General features: G+C 56.7%; 11 protein-coding genes. 4 read left to right on the forward strand and 7 right to left on the reverse strand.

The window, feature by feature from the left end:
- Window positions 1-37: 37 nt before the first annotated feature.
- Both VGF98_15760 and VGF98_15765 read right to left on the reverse strand, forming a co-directional pair.
- The gene (locus VGF98_15760; protein ID HEY1683104.1) at window positions 38-205 is read right to left on the reverse strand and encodes a hypothetical protein; all 168 of its coding nucleotides are present in this window, start codon (window positions 203-205) and stop codon (window positions 38-40) included.
- Between the two features lie 34 nt (window positions 206-239).
- Window positions 240-815, reverse strand: coding sequence for a hypothetical protein (locus VGF98_15765; protein ID HEY1683105.1), 576 nt, complete (start codon window positions 813-815; stop codon window positions 240-242).
- A gap of 2,363 nt (window positions 816-3,178) precedes the next feature.
- On the opposite strand from VGF98_15765, the gene VGF98_15770 reads away from it, so the two are divergent.
- Window positions 3,179-3,958 (forward strand): hypothetical protein, encoded by a 780-nt coding sequence (locus tag VGF98_15770; GenBank protein HEY1683106.1) that lies wholly within the window; start codon window positions 3,179-3,181, stop codon window positions 3,956-3,958.
- A gap of 104 nt (window positions 3,959-4,062) precedes the next feature.
- On the opposite strand, the gene VGF98_15775 is transcribed toward VGF98_15770, so the two are convergent.
- Together VGF98_15775 and cas1 are read right to left on the reverse strand one after the other, a co-directional pair.
- On the reverse strand, window positions 4,063-5,631 hold the full coding sequence (locus VGF98_15775) for an arylsulfatase (GenBank protein HEY1683107.1): 1,569 nt from the start codon (window positions 5,629-5,631) through the stop codon (window positions 4,063-4,065).
- 1,019 nt (window positions 5,632-6,650) lie between these two features.
- A complete protein-coding gene (cas1, locus tag VGF98_15780; protein HEY1683108.1) occupies window positions 6,651-7,247 on the reverse strand; it encodes a CRISPR-associated endonuclease Cas1 in 597 nt (198 codons plus the stop codon).
- A 137-nt stretch (window positions 7,248-7,384) separates the two neighbouring features.
- Here cas1 and VGF98_15785 point away from each other — a divergent pair, with 137 nt between their 5' ends.
- A complete protein-coding gene (locus VGF98_15785) occupies window positions 7,385-8,686 on the forward strand; it encodes a choice-of-anchor tandem repeat GloVer-containing protein (protein HEY1683109.1) in 1,302 nt (433 codons plus the stop codon).
- A 370-nt stretch (window positions 8,687-9,056) separates the two neighbouring features.
- Here the strand turns inward: VGF98_15785 and VGF98_15790 are convergent, their stop codons facing one another.
- Window positions 9,057-9,845 carry a tetratricopeptide repeat protein gene (locus VGF98_15790; GenBank protein HEY1683110.1) on the reverse strand — a complete coding sequence of 263 codons (789 nt, stop codon included), beginning with the start codon at window positions 9,843-9,845 and terminating at the stop codon, window positions 9,057-9,059.
- 1,156 nt (window positions 9,846-11,001) lie between these two features.
- Between VGF98_15790 and VGF98_15795 the strand changes: the two genes are divergently transcribed.
- Both VGF98_15795 and VGF98_15800 read left to right on the forward strand, forming a co-directional pair.
- Window positions 11,002-11,814 (forward strand): slipin family protein, encoded by an 813-nt coding sequence (locus VGF98_15795; protein ID HEY1683111.1) that lies wholly within the window; start codon window positions 11,002-11,004, stop codon window positions 11,812-11,814.
- Entirely contained in the window at window positions 11,811-13,421 is a 1,611-nt protein-coding gene (locus VGF98_15800; GenBank protein HEY1683112.1) for an alpha/beta fold hydrolase, read from the forward strand. Before VGF98_15795 ends, VGF98_15800 begins: the two co-directional genes overlap by 4 nt.
- Before the next feature lie 1,118 nt (window positions 13,422-14,539).
- Here the strand turns inward: VGF98_15800 and VGF98_15805 are convergent.
- Both VGF98_15805 and VGF98_15810 read right to left on the reverse strand, forming a co-directional pair.
- Window positions 14,540-15,718 (reverse strand): hypothetical protein, encoded by a 1,179-nt coding sequence (locus tag VGF98_15805; protein ID HEY1683113.1) that lies wholly within the window; start codon window positions 15,716-15,718, stop codon window positions 14,540-14,542.
- Between the two features lie 400 nt (window positions 15,719-16,118).
- The coding region (locus tag VGF98_15810) for an alkaline phosphatase family protein (GenBank protein HEY1683114.1) at window positions 16,119-17,355 on the reverse strand (1,237 nt) is incomplete at its 5' end.

Here is a 17,355-nt window from a genome sequence, read left to right on the forward strand (position 1 = left end):
ATTCTAGAACGTCGGTCGCGCTGAGCATCTCCGCAGTCTAGTCTTCATTTGCATCGGTAGGATCTGCGGTCAACTCCTTGCCGATTCGGGTTCTCAACTTCACGTGGACCGGCCGCGGAATCGTCACGCCGTGCATCACCATTGTTGCCTCGCTGCCGTCGGCATTGAGCGGCTTACGGTCGACCGTTTGCAGCGTACGTTGCACGAGTTCCCCGTAGGTACGCAAGCGGGGAAACGTGTCAAAGTCCCAGGCTGCGCCGCAGCTCAAGCAGCGCCAATCCTGTGCACTTCGAGATCGCGCTGATGGGACTTAGAGCAGCATGCATTAGATGGGTTATGATATCGATCCGATTCTTCGAAAGTGATTCCGCCTTAAAATAGAGCTTGATCGCGTGTTTATCCCCGTTGATGTCTAGCCCCAATTCGGGGTTAACCGCGACCTCGAAAACGCTAGCGGGTGGTGACCACGTGCCACGCGGCGGAGTCGCCCAGGTTAAAGTCTTGCGGCCCCACCAGCCGTTGTAGTTCGTCGCCAAGGCGGTATAGGATGAAATCCGGTTTGCGTGCGCCGACGCAGCAGTGTTCGTGATATGCCTCTTTCCCAGTCCTAGCTGGTGCGCCTCGATGATCGCTTCACGAATGCCTTTGTAAAAATCCGTGGCGGGATCATACGGAGTCGTAACCTGCTCCTTGACAACTTTGGCGGCGGTGGCTTTAGGCGTGCCCGACTTAAGCACAATATCCACGAGGCCTGTTAATGGTAACGTCGGCACTTTATACATCTCCCCACGCCTGATCTGGCGCACGCTGCCCACGATGTCTTCTCATAATGGAGCCGCCAAAATTTTTTGCTGACTTACACAGACTAAGCGTCACCCCTTGTGGTCTTCATGTAAAGACCCCCCCATATATGCCGCGACCGGCAATAATTGGTACGAAAGACCTATCCCATAAGGTCTTTTAGCATTGCCTCCAGAGCGGTCCAATGCCGTTTGTGCGGTACCCGTTTGCCAGCGCGGAATCGCGAGCATGCGGCTAAAGAGAGCCCCGTTACCGCCGCGATTTGACTCAGCGGTACCTCGTCTAACTTGCGCAGGATGTGGAAGTGAAACCACTTCTCGTCACGTCCGTCGTTCGCATAATCGCTGCTCCTCTCGCGGTTGCGGCGGTGGCCTTGTGCAATGGCTCGTCCGCGACGCCGGTTCACCTCAGGGTCTTTGCGTGGATCTTCACCTGCGGCTGTCTGCACGGCGAGAGTAGCACGGGCCACGACGACGATCTTACGAGCATGATCGGCTCGCACGCCGGGAATGCATTTGTCGCAGTGCTTTCGTCTGCGCTTAACGACCGGCTCGTTACACCTCGCGCATGCATTGGGAGTCAGAAGTAGCGGCTCAGGGCGCGGGGTTCCCCACGCCTTCGACGCATATGGTCGTTGAGGTCGCTTTCTGCGCGGTGTAGCAAGGAGTGGAGATGGTGAGCTCGCTGGCGTACGCGTTGCCTGCGAGAGCTTGCGATGGGGTGCAGCGGCTAACGTTACGGCGCTCGGATCGACTCTGCGGAATGCTTGCGCGAGATCGGTTGCGACCGGTGCCATTAGTTGACGCCAACGCGGTAATGTCAGTGCGAGGTCATGCGTCATTGGTGCACGGACGCGGCAAACACCATTGGGCAACTCTACGAAATCGCGCGAGGTCAGTATGCGTTCTTCGAGGAGATCCAGGATGAATGCGTCGACCATTGGCCGCACCGGTTCCATAGCGTCCAATGCGAACGAGTCTCTATTCCGTTGGTCCGCATGAAGAATCCCCAAAGTAGGATCTAAACCCACGCTTAGGAGTGCTAGGCGTGCCTCAGATTTCAGGAGACTGTAGGAATAGTTCAATAGGGAATTTATCGGATTGGTCGCTGCTCTCGGTGCTCCCGTGAGCGTGGACTTCCGTGTTTCGTACCTCGTCCAGCTAACCGGGACTCTGGAAATGTCCCTCGGTCGCAGACGAATCGAGACGTTCGTCCACGAGTTCCAGTAGATCGCGGCACATTTAGCCTCGCAGAGACGTACTTCTTCAATAGTCCGAGCAGTCTCGATCGATGCGTGCATTGCATCGAATCCACTCAAACTCGCGGCCCTAAGACGCACGAGGTTTATTCGTTGGCCCGCGACCTTTTGCTGGACGAGTTTGCGCGCGAGTACGACATCCTGTCCGTTGGCGACGGCCAGCGCCTGGGCGCGACGAATAGGGTATCCGTCGTAGCCGAATGGCGCTGAATGCGTGAGCACATTACCATCGAGGCGAGGTGAATGAGCGAGGCACCCATTGCTCGCAGCCACGCAAGGCTTTCGAGCGTCACGGAACCGGTTTTCCCGAGGAGTACGAGCCTCTCAAGGCCCGAGCCGGCCCGATCGATCTGTATCGACCGTCGATGGTGTCCAATCCCATCTTCCACCACGAGCTTGCCGTAAAGGACGCGCACTGAGATGCCGTAGCCGTCAACCACGAGTACCCCGGCTCGTACTTGCAGCGATGGAAAAGGAAGTGTAAACTTTTGAACTTGCATAGGGAGATCACCCTCCTGATGCGACGCCTCCGGTTCCGCGCCAACGGAGCCGGGGGCACCTAGTGTGTTATTGCGAGGTCGTAAGAGACTCGATATCAGGTAGGTCCGCGAGCCTTACTTGCGGCATCATTGTGAACGTTGATGGTCTTGGCACGCGCGTCATTACGGGCGCCCCGCCAAGCGGACCGTACACAAAACGTGGCGCCCCCCTGCGGCTAGGCTCGCGTGGCTGGCTTTGCCGATCGGCCAGCGATGCGGCCAGGGCGTGGATGCGCAGGGTGCTCGCAGCTATGCTAGGCGCAACCACAGCAGTTAAGTTTAGCGCGCCAGCATCGGGGCTTCGAGATGAGGTTTGGTTCAAGGATGAAATCGTGCTAAAGCGTGACTGATCACTCATGTGGATCGGTAAGGTCACGGGATCGTCGCAGTTGAGATGCTCGTGATCCACCCCGCAGCGATAGAACCGGAGCCGAGGCATTGGGACGGTCCGCTCGCGCCGATCAAAAAATGACCGTTCTTACGGTGGAACCTGACTTCACTTTCCAGAACATGCGCGGCGTGTTTTGCCGAATAGGCCTTCGCCGATCTAATGCCTCTGAAAATGAAGGAGCTCTTTAAAATGACGCAATTGATCTTTTCGAGCAATCCTATCGTGATGTTCGGCGCCCTGCTGCTAATACTGTTACTCGCCATTGAGATTCCGTATCGGTGGGGAAAACGCAACGAGAAGCTCGCAGAAATCGACAAGGGCAACTGGAATACAATTCAAGCGGGAATCATAACGCTAGCAGCCTTCATGTTGGGACTTACATTCGCTCAAGCTCAGGGTCGATTTGACGCTCGCCGCGATTTGGTCGTAAAGGAGGCCAACGCGATCGGAACGACGTGGCTAAGGGCGGACCAACTCGTCCCGCCCGAGACCGTGCGGTTCCGCAAAATCCTAACGGCTTATACGCGCGAGCGACTTCAAGCTTATTCAACGCCTGGAGATTCGAATATTCATCGACAAGTCATCAGCGACTCCGACGAGCAACAGGCGCAAATGTGGTCGATTGCGTCAAAAGCGCTGCGGGATAAGCCCAACGACCTCGGACACTCACTGTTGATGACGACGCTCAACGATACGATAGATATTTCATCGGAGCAGCTAAACGCCTTGACACATCACGTGCCAACTGCAGTAATCGAGTTAACCATTCTCCTCGCCATGCTTGGAGCCATTAGTATCGGCCTGCAGTTCGCACGAAGCAAATCTCGGCCGTTACTTCTTACAGCTCTTTATGCGGCGGCGTTTGCGATCGTCCTGAACCTAATTGTAGACTATGACAGACCACAGGTCGGCTTTATCCATGTTTCGCTCGATCCAATTAGTATACAGCTTAGCTCGATGGAACGATGATGGCGTTCACGCCAATCTCCAAGTGCAGAGCCGCTTGAAGCATGAGAAGCTTCAACCTCACGGTTGAAGCTTCTCATGGGCGTACCAACGATTGAAGGGCCTAATTAGTTGCCCGTGGGCAGCGGCATCTTAATCCCTTCTTTTGAAAGCATCTCTCGGACGTGCGCGAAGCGCTCGTACGCGGAGATCCTGATCGGGCCGCTGTACGTCTCACTCTGGATCTTGCGTGGTGGATACTTGATATACGTCTTCATCAGGTCTTGGATCGCTTCACCCATACTAACGAGCACCCACGTGCGTTCCGTGTAGTTGTTCATGAAGATGTCGTAGCGTTCTTGCGGGTCTTGCCACAGATCGAAAACCTGGGGCACGGTAGCAACATAGCTCTCCGAACCCTTCCAGCCGAGGTTGGCATCGACTGCAAGACCGCCAGTAGCCATTCCGTCGTCGCCACGAAGATTGTAACAAGCCTTATAGTTACCGACCCGAACCGCTCCGGGGGTTAGCTCGTCCTCAGTAAAATAGAACCACGACTCGCGCGGGCACGGTCCGGTGCCGAAAAGAACCGGCGAGATGTCGTAGCTGTCGAAGATGATGGGCTTCCCTTCGCGATCTTTTTCGGGCAGTTTCACTCCCGCGATCGAGGCATACGTAGCCATTAAGTCGAGCCCGCCGACAATATCGTGGTTTTTCGATCCGGCCTTTATTTTCCCGGGCCACCAAGCAATGGCAGGTACGCGTGCTCCGCCTTCGCGCACGGTACCTTTTGAGCCGCGAAACGGTGTATAGCCGGCGTCAGGATAAACGTCTTGCCATGCGCCGTTGTCGGTCGTCCAAAAAACGTACGTGTTCTCGGCCTGGTCCGATGCACGAACTTTATCCATAATGCGCCCGATTCGCGCGTCGAGTTCCATGAGCGAGTCGGCGTACTTACTCTTTGAAAGCGACTTATGGATGTAATCAGGGTGCGGCATGTTCGGCTGGTGCACCTTCATAAAGTTGATGTGCGCAAAGAACGGTTTGTCGGAAGCATATGCGCGGTCGAGATATTCGGTAGCCGATTTCTCGACATAACCATCAAAGAACGGAATGCCAACGACGCCTTTCTCAGGCGTGTCCACGTATTGACCGTTTATTTTGAAATCCTCGTGGGCCTCTTCGCCAGCTTTTCCCGACATCGAGCCCTTCGTTACTTTAGCGAACATCGCACGCAGTTTGTCGGGCATGTCCGGAAACCAAGTCGGATCGGCGTACGTGTACGCATTGAGATGGTAGAGACCGACGTGCTCCATCTCGTCATAACCCTGAGCGTTAGGAAGTGCGTAGTCGGCCTCGCCGAGGTGCCACTTGCCAGTGTAGAAGGTCTGATACCCACCCTGCTTGAGTACCGAAGCTAACGTCCACTCCGCTGCAGGCAGACCGCCGCCTTGTCCTTGGAAGGCTACGGTCGTCATGCCGCTGCGATTTGGGATACGACCAGTCAATATTGCCGCACGCCCTGGCGTGCAACTCGGCTGTCCGTAGTTATGAAAAAACGTCATGCCTTCATCGGCTAGCCGATCAAAGTTAGGGGTAGGAATTCCGCGCCCTAGGCCGCCTCCGTAGGCGCCCAAGTCGCCGTAGCCCGTATCGTCCGTAACGATCAAGATGATGTTGGGCTTGGACTTCGCCATAATAATCCTCCCAATGTAAGCTCCGGTTAGGCTTGCTAGGTTAGCCTTGCTCCCGAGCCCCCTGCGGAAGCCCGATGTATTGGGAGCCGGGCGCTTTTCAGGTTAGTCGCACAGACCGGCGCGGCTGCCTCGGCATCGCAGCAAGTCCAGCCTATCAGCGCGCTAACCAAGCGAACCGGTGCCTATTCCGCTGGGCCTGGTTTGCTATGTTGAACGACGCCGCAAGGCGATAAGGAGGTCGGTAGGAGGAAGCCACCGAGCAGCCGACAGCCTCCGATTCGCTCATCTAGTAATAGATTTTTGGAGAGGTTCATAGGATGAACCTCATTTAGGACCCGGTCCGCTTCACAAGGCCTAGCAAGGCTTCCCAGTGTCTCCGATGCGGCACCCTCGTACCTTTACGAAACCGCGAGCGTGCTGCGAGTGATAAATCGGTCGCGGCTGCGATCTCGCTCAGCGTAAAGGCGTCGAGTTTCGGCGCGATCTCGCGCTTGTACCATGATTCGTCACGCTGTGATGGATGCTCGCGACTCCAACCACGATTGCGGCGATGCCCCCTTCACTAATCGCTTCGCCTCGCGCGCGGTTTACAGCAACACCTTTGCGGGGATCGTTCCCTTCGGCCGTCTGCTGAGCCAGCATCTTGCGAGCCGCCTCGATCGCGCGCAGGCCACGCTCGCGCCGCGCTTTGGGTATGCAGCCTTCGCAATGACGACGCCTGCGCTTGAGAACCGGCTCGCCGCACATCGCGCATGCGGTCGCTATACTCGGAGGCGACTCCACGGTCTTTGCCCCATTCTCGCGTTGCGTACGGACGCAGTTGTGCGACGCGACGAGGCGTTGTCGACAACGCCGATTTAGCCGCGGCGTAACCGGGACGGCGCTTAGCCGGCGGGTTAGTGACGAGGGGGCGGCTGCACTCGGATTTGTAAGCGCTTTGCGAAACGTCTGCGCGAGGCTCGCGCCGATCGGAGCCAGGCATTCGCGCCAGCGGGGAAGGGTGAGTGCAAGTTCGTGCCTTAGCGGCGCTGCGATCCGGCCACACCGTTTGAAAGTTCCGTGAAGTCGTTAGCCGTGAACGTACGACCTTCAATAAGGTCGAGTAAGAACGCATCGACTTTCGCGCGTACTGGCTCCATTGCATCGAGCGCAAACGAATCGCGGTTGCGCTGATCGGCATGTAGAACGCCCAGAGTCGGGCACATTCCGTGTGCAAGCAGTGTGAGGCGGGCCTCGGCCTGGAGACCGGCCATGAGGTAGTTCCTCATGCTATTGATCGGCGAGGTCGCTGCGCGAGGTGCGCCAGTCAGTAACGAGGCGCGCGAATCGCACCGAAGCCATCGCGCTGGAATACGTGCGACGTCGCGAGCGCGGAAACGAATCTGCACCTCGCGCCAGGCCGGAAAGTACAGCGCCGCTGTATTGGCCTCGGTCACGCGCACGCGCTCGGTTGAATCCGCCGATGCGAGCGCGGCTCCCAGCTTGTCGAACTCGCGCAGATCGGCGCCAAGCCGAACGAGAATTTGGCGCTGACCTTTAAGCTTGCCCGCGATCAGCTCGCGCGCGATGGCAACGTCCAAGCCGTTCGTCACCGCGAGCGCCTGCGCACGGCGGATCGGATCGCGACCTCCCTCGCCGCCGCCAGGCTAAAACGCCCATCTAAAGCCGTCCAAGTCGTACTGCTTGCCAAACCGAGCGAGCTCATGCTACGTTTCGAAATGCGGCCTCGCTACGGGCCGGCTATGGAGGACCTGTGAACTATCGCTTGCCGTTCGGGTTCGTCACACTTTTGATCGCGGTCGCCGGTTGCAGCGGCGTCGCTAATATGCCATCGGCGTCCGCCAATCAAGCGGCGTTCTCCCCGTCGGTGCAGGCCTCCGGGCGAACCGTTCGTTCCCGTCCACGCGGTTCGTCAAGATTTCAGATCATTCACTCGTTCCAGAACAGTGCCGACGGCGGAAACCCCTTTGCCGGCCTGACCGTCGACAGCGCGGGAAACTTTTACGGCACGACAAGCTCGGGCGGCAGCGGTTACGGCACCGCCTTCGAGCTGAAGAATACGGCCAAAGGATACAAGTACGTCGTTTTGCATACGTTCGACGGCGGCGTCGACGGCGCGAATCCCTACGCCCGCTTGATGCTTGGCGCCGGAGGGAAACTGTACGGGACTACAGTCAACGGCGGCGGCGGAGCCGGAACGGTTTTCGAATTGCTGCCGGGCAAAGCGCCCCGTACCGAACGCGTATTGTATGCCTTTACGCAGAGCGCTCAGGGCGCCAATCCGTCCGCCGGCGACCTAACCACCGACGCGAAGGGCGCAATCTACGGCACCACGCAATATGGCGGCGCCTACGGGCAGGGCACCGTCTTCGAGTTGTCGCCCGCAAAGGGAGCCCATAAGGAAAAAGTGCTGTACAGCTTCGGTGCGAACGCAAACGACGGTACGCAGCCATACGCCGGGGTCACCTTTGACCGGGTGGGAAACATATACGGCACCACGTCCCTCGGCGGCGAAGGTTACGGCAACGTCTTTGAGCTGACTCCTTCGAAGAGCGGATGGACCGAACAGATCATCCACACGTTCGGGAACGTGACCGACGGCGGAACTCCGTACGCCGGCCTAAGCCTCGATGCGCAAGGCAATCTCTTCGGCTCGACTACGCAAGGTCCGGGCGGCGGAGGGGGCACGTTTTTCGAACTGACGCCTTCAAACGGAAGCTGGTCGTTCAACACGATCTACAGTCTGTCGGGATGGGGGATCTCGGGCGAATTCCGCACTGCTTACCTCGACCCAAGCGACAACATTGTTGGGACGACCCATTGCGACGGTCAGTACAGTGCCGGCTCGGTGTTTGAACTGCAGCGCTCGGGGAGTACCTACAATTACGTCGACCTGTACGATTTCACGGGCGGAACCGACGGACAGTACGTTTTCAGCAATCCGGCGTTCGATGCGCAAGGCGACATCTTCGGCACGACCAACGTGGGTGGCTCCGGGTACGGGGTCGTTTGGGAAGTTCGGGCGGCCGGTAAAACCGGCCGGCGCCACGTGTAACCTCAATTGTTCCGGGTTTAAACGCCCACTACAATCGGGGGAACGGGGACCTGTAGCGGCGGTTCGGTTGCCGCCGCAATCTCGTCGAACGTAACGCCGGGCGCGAGTTCGCGCAGGATCATGCGCCGCCGTTTTGGGTTTTCATTGATGGGAGCGCTTTGACACCAGTTGGGCTTTTGCTCATTTGCGTATACCGGTTCGCGTATCGGAGACCATCCGTTTAAGTGCTTAGTGAATACGCATCTCTCTTGTTCCGTTGAAGAAATCACGAGGACGTCGTTACTCAGGCTAGGCGCCAAAAGACGAGTCACTTTGTCGGCTGCTTTGCGGTGAGGCGGGTGTGGATGCGATGCTGCAAGGCAAACGGTCGTTACAAAATCTGGCGATGCGTCACCGATTCAGTATCCGAAGCGGTTGGCGATGGGTGGGGCGACGGACTAGGTGGTGGACTCATAAGCGCCTGCGTATTCTTGATGTTCCGCGCAGCCATCGCTGCGGATCGTTCATCGCCAACCTGCTCGAAGAGCGTTAGCGCCTGCTGATATGAGAGCATCGCATCGGACAACCGACCTAGGAGCACCTGGACGTTGCCTCTGCCAAAGAGATTCTGAGCTTCGGCATCAAGGTGACCCAGCTGCTGGTCGATTGCCAACGCCTGCTGGAACGATTCCAGTGCCGCGGAGTATTGGTTCAAGTGGGCTTGGGCGGCGCCGATGTCGTTAAGCGCCCGCGCTTCGCCGTCGCGGTCGCCCAAATGCCGAAATAGAGCCAGGGCCTGCTCAAACGACCCCAACGCCGCATCTGCGTGACGCTGGCCATATTGGAGGAATCCAATCATGAGGAACGTCCGCGCCTCTTCGACGCGGTCATTCTGCTGTTGGAACAGCGCGAGCGCCTGCTGCTCCGTTTGAAACGCATCGGCGTACCCCGATACGTTTACTTGTACGATGCCAATCTGTAGGAGAGCCTTCGCCTCGCCGTCGGTGTCTCCCGATTGCTGATAGAGCGCCAGCGCCTCTCGATAAGAGCGCAAGGCGTCGGCATATCGGCTTTGTTGAAATTGGCTGTTACCGGTAGCCATAAGCGCGGATGGAGAGTTATTGGCGTCGGTCGGGTCAGCGGCGACGGGCACCACGGTAAACCTGAGAAGGAAAGCCAAAACAGCTATACTCCGAAGCATTTCCACCTTCGTCTTTGCAATCCGGCAACCATAGCCTTCGGGCCCGTGCCTAGAGCGCAGCAATCATTATCCTTAAGTAATCTTCAACTCTACGCCAGTTGCACGATCGAGTCCGTGAAACTTCCGGAAGCGACTCCGAGTGCCGTGAATATGAACGGGTTCCCGCCGCACGATACCATAATCTGTTGCCCCCCAGTACACTGGGCGCTCAAAGACGAGACACCCGGCTCTCCCTACCCGACCCTGCGGCGAGGTCAATCCGATGCAACGTTGCCGAGCAAAGCCGTTGATTGCGTTTTTGACGTACCGTTACGGCGCAAGTTTCAGGTCGCCCAGCCGGCGATCCTAGAACGCCTGAATAAAACGTTCAATAAGGATCGCAGCTTCGATCCGCGTGCAAAGCCATTCGGAAACAATATTCGCAACCTCGCCTCGCTACCGGTCGGCGAATCGCCATGTTAGCTGAGCGGCGGCGAGCCCTACGGATAACCGCGCCTAGTGGCCCGCCGCGTCTCTCAAGTAAGCACCTCTTGTGAGGCCCCGAACGTCCCTTGACACTGGGGGGCACCTTGAGTATTGTATCAATACACTAGGACAAAGGGACAAACACTGAAGCCAACAGACCTCTCAATCGACTCGCAGAGCGCGTTACCTGTGTATGCACAGCTTCGAGACCAAATCGTGCAGGCGATCGGTCGGGGAGCGCTACAGCCTGCGGCGCAGTTGCCGACCGTTCGGGAAGTCGCCGTGGCCCTGCGAGTAAATCCGAATACCGTCAACCGCGCTTATATCGAACTCGAACGTGAAGGAGTTCTAATCACCGCTCGTGGCCGCGGTACGTTCGTAGCCGATAGCGCGCGTAGGGCTGCTCCGTCAGTGCGTCAGGTACGCCTTCGCGAGATTGCCCATCGGGCGGTTGCAGAGGCGAAGGCCGCCGGTTTTGATCCTAGCGACCTACTAAGAGCCATTGATGTCGCCGCTCGAAAGACTCAGAGGAGATAACATGCTCGGTCTCAACCAACAATCGTCGGACCTACTCTCTCCTGCAAGTGCAGGTCCCCGATTTAGAGTGAACCCAATATCGACACTGTTGTCGGTCGTTATACTGATACCAGCGGTAGGCTTCGGAAAAGCCATGAACAACGTCCCGCTAATCGCAGTTGGTTGTATCTTATTCGTGCTGATCTTATTCGGTTTACAAATGGCTTATCCGTGGGAGTCTGCGGTTGTCGTACGCGCAGGCAAGTTTAGCAGGCTCGCGGGGCCCGGGCTTTTCTTCATCGTGCCTGTCGTTGAGAGCGTCGTGGTCTGGATCGATCAACGCGTTCAGACATCGCCTTTTGCGGCTGAAAAAACGCTCACGAAGGACACGGTCCCCGTCGATGTCGACGCGGTACTTTTCTGGATCGTTTGGGACGCAAAGAAGGCGGCACTCGAGGTTAGTTCTTACCGACAGGCCATCCAATGGACGGCGCAAACGGCACTGCGAGATATCATTGGCACCATGACGCTCGCCGAGCTCCTTTCGAATCGCCAGAATGTCGATGCGTCACTGCAAAAGACTATTGACGCAAGGAGCACCCCATGGGGCGTAACGGTGAATTCGGTCGAGATCAGAGATATCACGATCCCGGATAGTCTGCAAGACGCGATGTCTCGTCAAGCGCAAGCCCAGCGCGAAAGCGAAGCGCGTGTCATCTTGGGAGACGCGGAGAAGCAAATCGCCCATTCCTTCGTCGAAGCCGCCGAGCAATATAAAGGCAACGGAGTGGCGCTTCATCTGCGTGCCATGAACATGCTCTACGAAGGGCTTAAGGAAAAGGGGGCCATGATCGTTGTTCCGAGTACCGCGGTGGAGACGATGGGGCTCGGAACTATTACTGGACTTGCGGCGATGACCGAGAATTCAACCCCGCCTGGAAGCTTCGGGGGGCAGGTTGGGCAATGAATGTCCTTAGCATCTCGATCCTCTGCGGCTTTTTAGTTGCAACGGCGGCCACGCCGGTCCGTCCTCCCGACGGTACGTATTCGTATCGAACAGCTGTTTCAGGCGTCACATATCAGCAAAGTACCGTCACCATCGATTCGAACCAGGACGCTGTATCGATTCATGAGACAACCAGCATTCCTTCGGCGAACTTCAGCGCAGTTACGACGAGCCGGTTTGACCCATCGACATTGTTGCAACTAAGTTACGAGGCGGATACGAATAGCTCAGGTGAGCAGCAGCAAACAATAGGTGATTTCAGTCCTGGACAAGTCACGTTACACGCCGGGTCGCAGAGTGTCCCTGTAAAAGCGGACCCCTCAGCATCCACGGAAATTTTAACGGACAATTTCATTGGAACGATGGTGATGGTGCCGGCCCTCTTGGAGCATACACAAGCCCCTGCAGTCACCCTCGCCGTCACCCGAGGCGGTCGGGCTCTGGTCGCCAAGGTAAACCGCGACGTTTCGTCATCGCGCCCCGCGCAAGTACCGACCTCCGACCGTTCCGTTGAACTCGCCTTCGGCGGATTGAGCGAAATCTATTGGTACGACGGCCGCACATATGTTGTGCATGATATTGAAATCCCAACGCAGCACGCGAGAATTATACTGGTCTCGCAATCACCCATCATAACCCCTATTGGATCTCCCTCTCCGGTTGTAACGCCGATTCCAACTCCTCTTTTGCATTTTGTCAGCAATGACGTCGGATTCCGCTCCTCCGATGGAACGTATTTGTCGGGCACCGTTACTATCCCAACGGGGCGAGGCCCGTTTCCGGCGATTGTTCTTGTGGCTGGCAGTGGACCGGAAGATCGAGACGAGGCCGTCGGTCCGAACAAAGTGTTTCTACAGCTTGCTTACGCCCTCTCGAACGCCGGTTTCGCCGTGCTGCGTTATGACAAACGTGGCGTGGGAAAGAGCAGCGGTGTTGTCGGGACGCGCGCTGCTCTAATCTCCGATGTGCATGCAGCTTTCGCATTCCTGAGGCAACGCAAGCAAGTAGATCCGAAGCGCGTATTTCTTCTGGGCCACAGCGAGGGTGGCGAGCTTGTACCGGCCGTCGCTGCGAGCGACCCGCGGGTGGCAGGAATTATACTGTTAGCAGCGCCCGCGATTCCGCTGTGGAAAATTTCTCTGCAACAAACTCTTGCGATGACGCCACCTGCTCAACGAGCGCAGGTCCGGTCGGAAGAACTCAAGGCACTTGCCGAGGCACGCGCTGACAAGCAAGGCGGCCCCAAGGTGGCTTGGTATCGTAGCGAAATGGATATCGACCCGCTCGAAGCGGTGCGACAAGTTCGTGCCCCGATCCTAATTCTTCAAGGGGGTTCGGACCTTCAAATCTTGGCAAGCGATGCACCGAAGCTGCTGCGAGCTGCGGAGTCACATAATTCCGACGTAACACTACACATCTTTCCGAACGACACGCATTTATTTATGCAAATGCCCGTTGATGAGCCTCGAACCCTCAAAGCGGAAACTGAAGGCTACGTTACCATAGCGCAACGTATCGATCCCGACGTTATTCGCGTGATGGTTTCATGGCTTAGTCAACACGCATAACATTGCGGGGGGCGACGGGCTGCGTGAATAATCTCGGTCCGAGAAAAGCTCTACGGCGGTGTCGGTGCTTTTCGCTAATACTCGCCTGGCAGCAGTTTCGCCGTTAAAGGTAATAACCAAACACATCGATCGGCCGCAGTCGTTCGCTTTCGAGTCTTCAAACAATCTCTACGTGGCTAATCAAGGTGCGACGAGCGACGACTATGGAAGCGTTACAGTTTACGCTGCCGGCTCGTACTCTCTGACTTCCTGGTTATCACGCTCGTTTGATTGCCCTACGGGAATTCACGAGGGTTCAGCGGAGGTGGATAGTAAGTCTGGGCAAATTACACACAGTGTAGCGTGCTCTTTCGAGCTTTGGGAGTTACGAATGGAGAATGATGATCGAGAACCTGCGGTCACTGCCTGGAGAACTCTCGATTATGTAGACGGAGACCTGAAGGGACGAAGTCTATTGTTAGAGGTCGTCGGTCCCTATCGCGACCCAGCCGTGGGTTGGGTTTGCAAATATACAATTACCGTTGATGGCGAGGAAAGCACCACGTTTGAGACGCGTGGCGGAGATTCACTCCAGGCCCTCGTGCTGGCGATTCAGGGAATAGTGCGTGACCTAAAGGCGGATTACAATAATTTATCTTGGTGCGGTGGTCCTAGAGGCGAAATAGGCTTGCCGTTTTTCATGTTGCTTCCTGCGGGTACGTCGTCGAGCGCGGCGTTTTCTACCAATAAGTTGCAACTTGACGTCGAACGAGCCGTTCAGGAGTACGAGCAACGAATCCGAGAGGAAAACGAGCGCTTCTTCGACGGAAGCGGCTCACAATGGCGAGACGGGCCCTCCCAATAACACTGGGGAACTCAGACTTGGCAGGGCAAAACCAGAAGTTACGTATACTAAGTTTAACATCTGTGCCTGGTTCTTGCCCCCGGGATTGACGGTCCTCGATAAGCGAGACTCTTGCATTTATCCGAGAGCCAAGGCGACGCTGTCGCTCAAACGCTAATCGCGTGCGACTAACGATCGACGTGGGCCACCTATGCTTGCCCGCGGGCGATAAATCGAAACGGCCTCGCTCAAACGAGCGAGGCCGCAGGCATGTCCGATCGATCAAGGTGAACCGTTAACTACTAAGTTCCTGAACCGTGTTGCTATTGCTGTCGGTGAAGTACAGCACGGTGTTTTTGTCGGAAGTTCCGACCGCCGTGATGCTCCGAATCGCTCCACCGGTGCCGGTGTCGACCACCTTGGTCGCCAGCACTTTACCCGTTGATTCGACTTCAATCAGCTCGTTGGTCTTGCCATTCGCAACGATCACGTTTCCGTTCGGAAGCGTCGTCAGGGCGATCGAGCCGTTCAGGGGGGCGCCCGAAAGTAGCACCTTGGCGCTCTTTGCTTGCGGTCCGGTGAACGTCTTGCCCGTTGGCCCAATTTTCACGGACGGTGATCCGTAGTAGAAGTTGTATACCTTTGCAAACGAATACAAGATGTTGCTTGCTCCGTCGACGACGTACAGAGTAGTATTGGACGAAAATGGACCTGGTTGCCATTCGCCAAGTGCCGTTGGCCCAAGCACGCTTCCTGGCTTACCTTTGTTCACTTTGAAGCCCTGGATAACGGGCGTCACCGGCGGCTTCTTTTGCATCGTCCCTAAGTCGATACGATTAACCGTTCCAGTCGTTGCATCACCGACCCAAAAGCCTGCGCCGGGAGAATATGAAACGCCGATGTCGACGAATGTGCCGCCATACGGCTGCGTCAAACCGCTTCCGCTGATCTTTTGAAAGAGCTTCCCTTGCGGGGAAACCGACGCGACGTCCTTCGCCGTAGAACCCGTCGCGTAGAGATAGTCGTAGGTTGGCTCGGCTCCGACCCCGGCGCATCCCTTGAGGTCGGGCGATGCAATCAAGCTCACCGGTTTCGACCCAGCCTTCGCTACCAGCACTTCTTCCGTCGTGCCGTTACCCATCACGCCGTTCTTATCGGCATAGTTGCAGACGACTAAGTCGCCCTTCTTAATCTTTCCGCCGCCGTACGGCGCCTGCGAGATGTATGTGATTCCGGATGGCACGGTATCGCCATTCGATGGATCGACAGTCGATCCGATTTGGGTTTGCTTGGTGAGCGTTTTTAGTACCGACGTCCCATCCACATTCGGTTGAACGTCGTTCGACGTTTGTCCGAGGCTCGCAACCTGTCCCGCGCCGGCATTTGCCGATGGAACAGTTGAATTCGTTCCTGCCGCTGAGCAAGCGCTGGCTAATAGAACCAACGCCGCCGCGCTAAGTGTTTTACTCCGCATGCACGGCGACTTCGACCGCTCGCTCGACGCCCCTCCGTATAAAGCGCCTCTATTATCGTATTGTTAATCTGAATCATTATCAAAAGTCATCATTATTGCGATTCTACGGAGTTCTAGACGCTTTATTAAAGTGAGGATTTATGGTCCGCCGCCCAACTTTCAGCATCGCGCTTAATATTTCGAATGTGAAAGGCTAGCACAACAGTGAGATCTGCCAACGCATCCAGAATGTAGGCACCGAGTTCGCAAGCTGTACTGTGCTACGCGGCGCGGGCGCTTTCTAAGGCGTACCACGCGGATTGCTAAACACGGCCCCGCAAGTCGCGAAGCCGTGTCTTCGCATTCAATTCGTCTGATGGCTAGGATTCGCGCCGATCAACCTTGTTTCCAGTAGCATACCCTACTGCGTATCGACTGGTTCGTAGTCGGGCGGCTGGCGCAAGAAGTAGTTCTTGTCCTCGCTGGATGGCACCGCGACAAACGCGCGCGGTTTGCTCTTGAAGTGAAAGAGCGTTGTTAGACTTTGAGCGCGATCGTCGTTCGAATGCAAGCTACCGAGGTTGAACGTTTCCTCGGCATACTTCACGACGCTCGCGAACTCGAACTGTGTGCTCACGACTTGGCCCTTGCCGACATACGGCGAGATGATCAAGAACGGTACGCGGAAACCAAGGCCACCCTGAGTATCGATGAACGCCGGCGGAACGTGGTCGTAGAAGCCGCCCCAGTCGTCCCATATGACGAGGATCGTCGTATTGTTCCAATATTGGCTCTGTCCGACAGCGTTAACGACTGACGCGATCCACTCCGGCCCATGATATTGTTTTCCGTTGCCTTCCGGATGGTCGGAGTTCACCTTGGTGGGAACGATCCAGTTCATCTGTGCGAGCGTTCCATTGCTAATATCGTTGAAGATGTTGGTCTCCGGCACGGAAATGTTCGTTTGCCATTCGGGCCCTTGGCGAACTGCCTGAATTGCGTCGAACGCGTCCCAGATGTTGCCGGTCTTCCCGCCGCCTGAATGAGGCGGCGAGTAATATCGCCAGCTGACACCCTTGGCATCGAGCAGGTCGCGCAACGTTCCGGTCGGGTAGGTGAGGCACGGGAATGGCCCTGCATGCCGTTCCGTTTTGAGTTTAGTGGTGAGGAGGTCGGTGTTGGTGCCTGGCGCCGAATCGCAGCCCCAGTGGTTGTTGTCATACGGTACGTTGACGATGCTGCGCATACGGTCGATCTTGGTCCAACCCGCGATAAAGTCTTGATGTGCGGTGAAGCTGCCGCTGCCTTGTGTCTGGAACATGTGATCGCCGATTGCGTAGTTTTGCGCGATGAACCAATACGGTTTGATCTCGTCGGGATTGGCATACTGGTACGGGTATGTTGCCGGCTTCACCGGAAACGAGTTCATGTAGGTGTGGTTGAACCCATCCATTTGACAGACGCTGCCCTGGAGATCGCAGTCGATCTTATACTGCGGACGCATGTGATTCATGTCGCGCGCGGCAAGATGCGCTTCTTTGAGTGCGATGACTTTGCCGTTGCTCTCCTTGCCGGTGGTCGTGCCATCGACGCCGGGGAACGTTGCAAAGAAATCGTCGAAGGTTCTATTCTCTTGGATCATGACGATGATGTGCTGG

It is taken from the genome of Candidatus Tumulicola sp. (genome assembly GCA_036490475.1).
GTDB lineage: Bacteria > Vulcanimicrobiota > Vulcanimicrobiia > Vulcanimicrobiales > Vulcanimicrobiaceae > Tumulicola.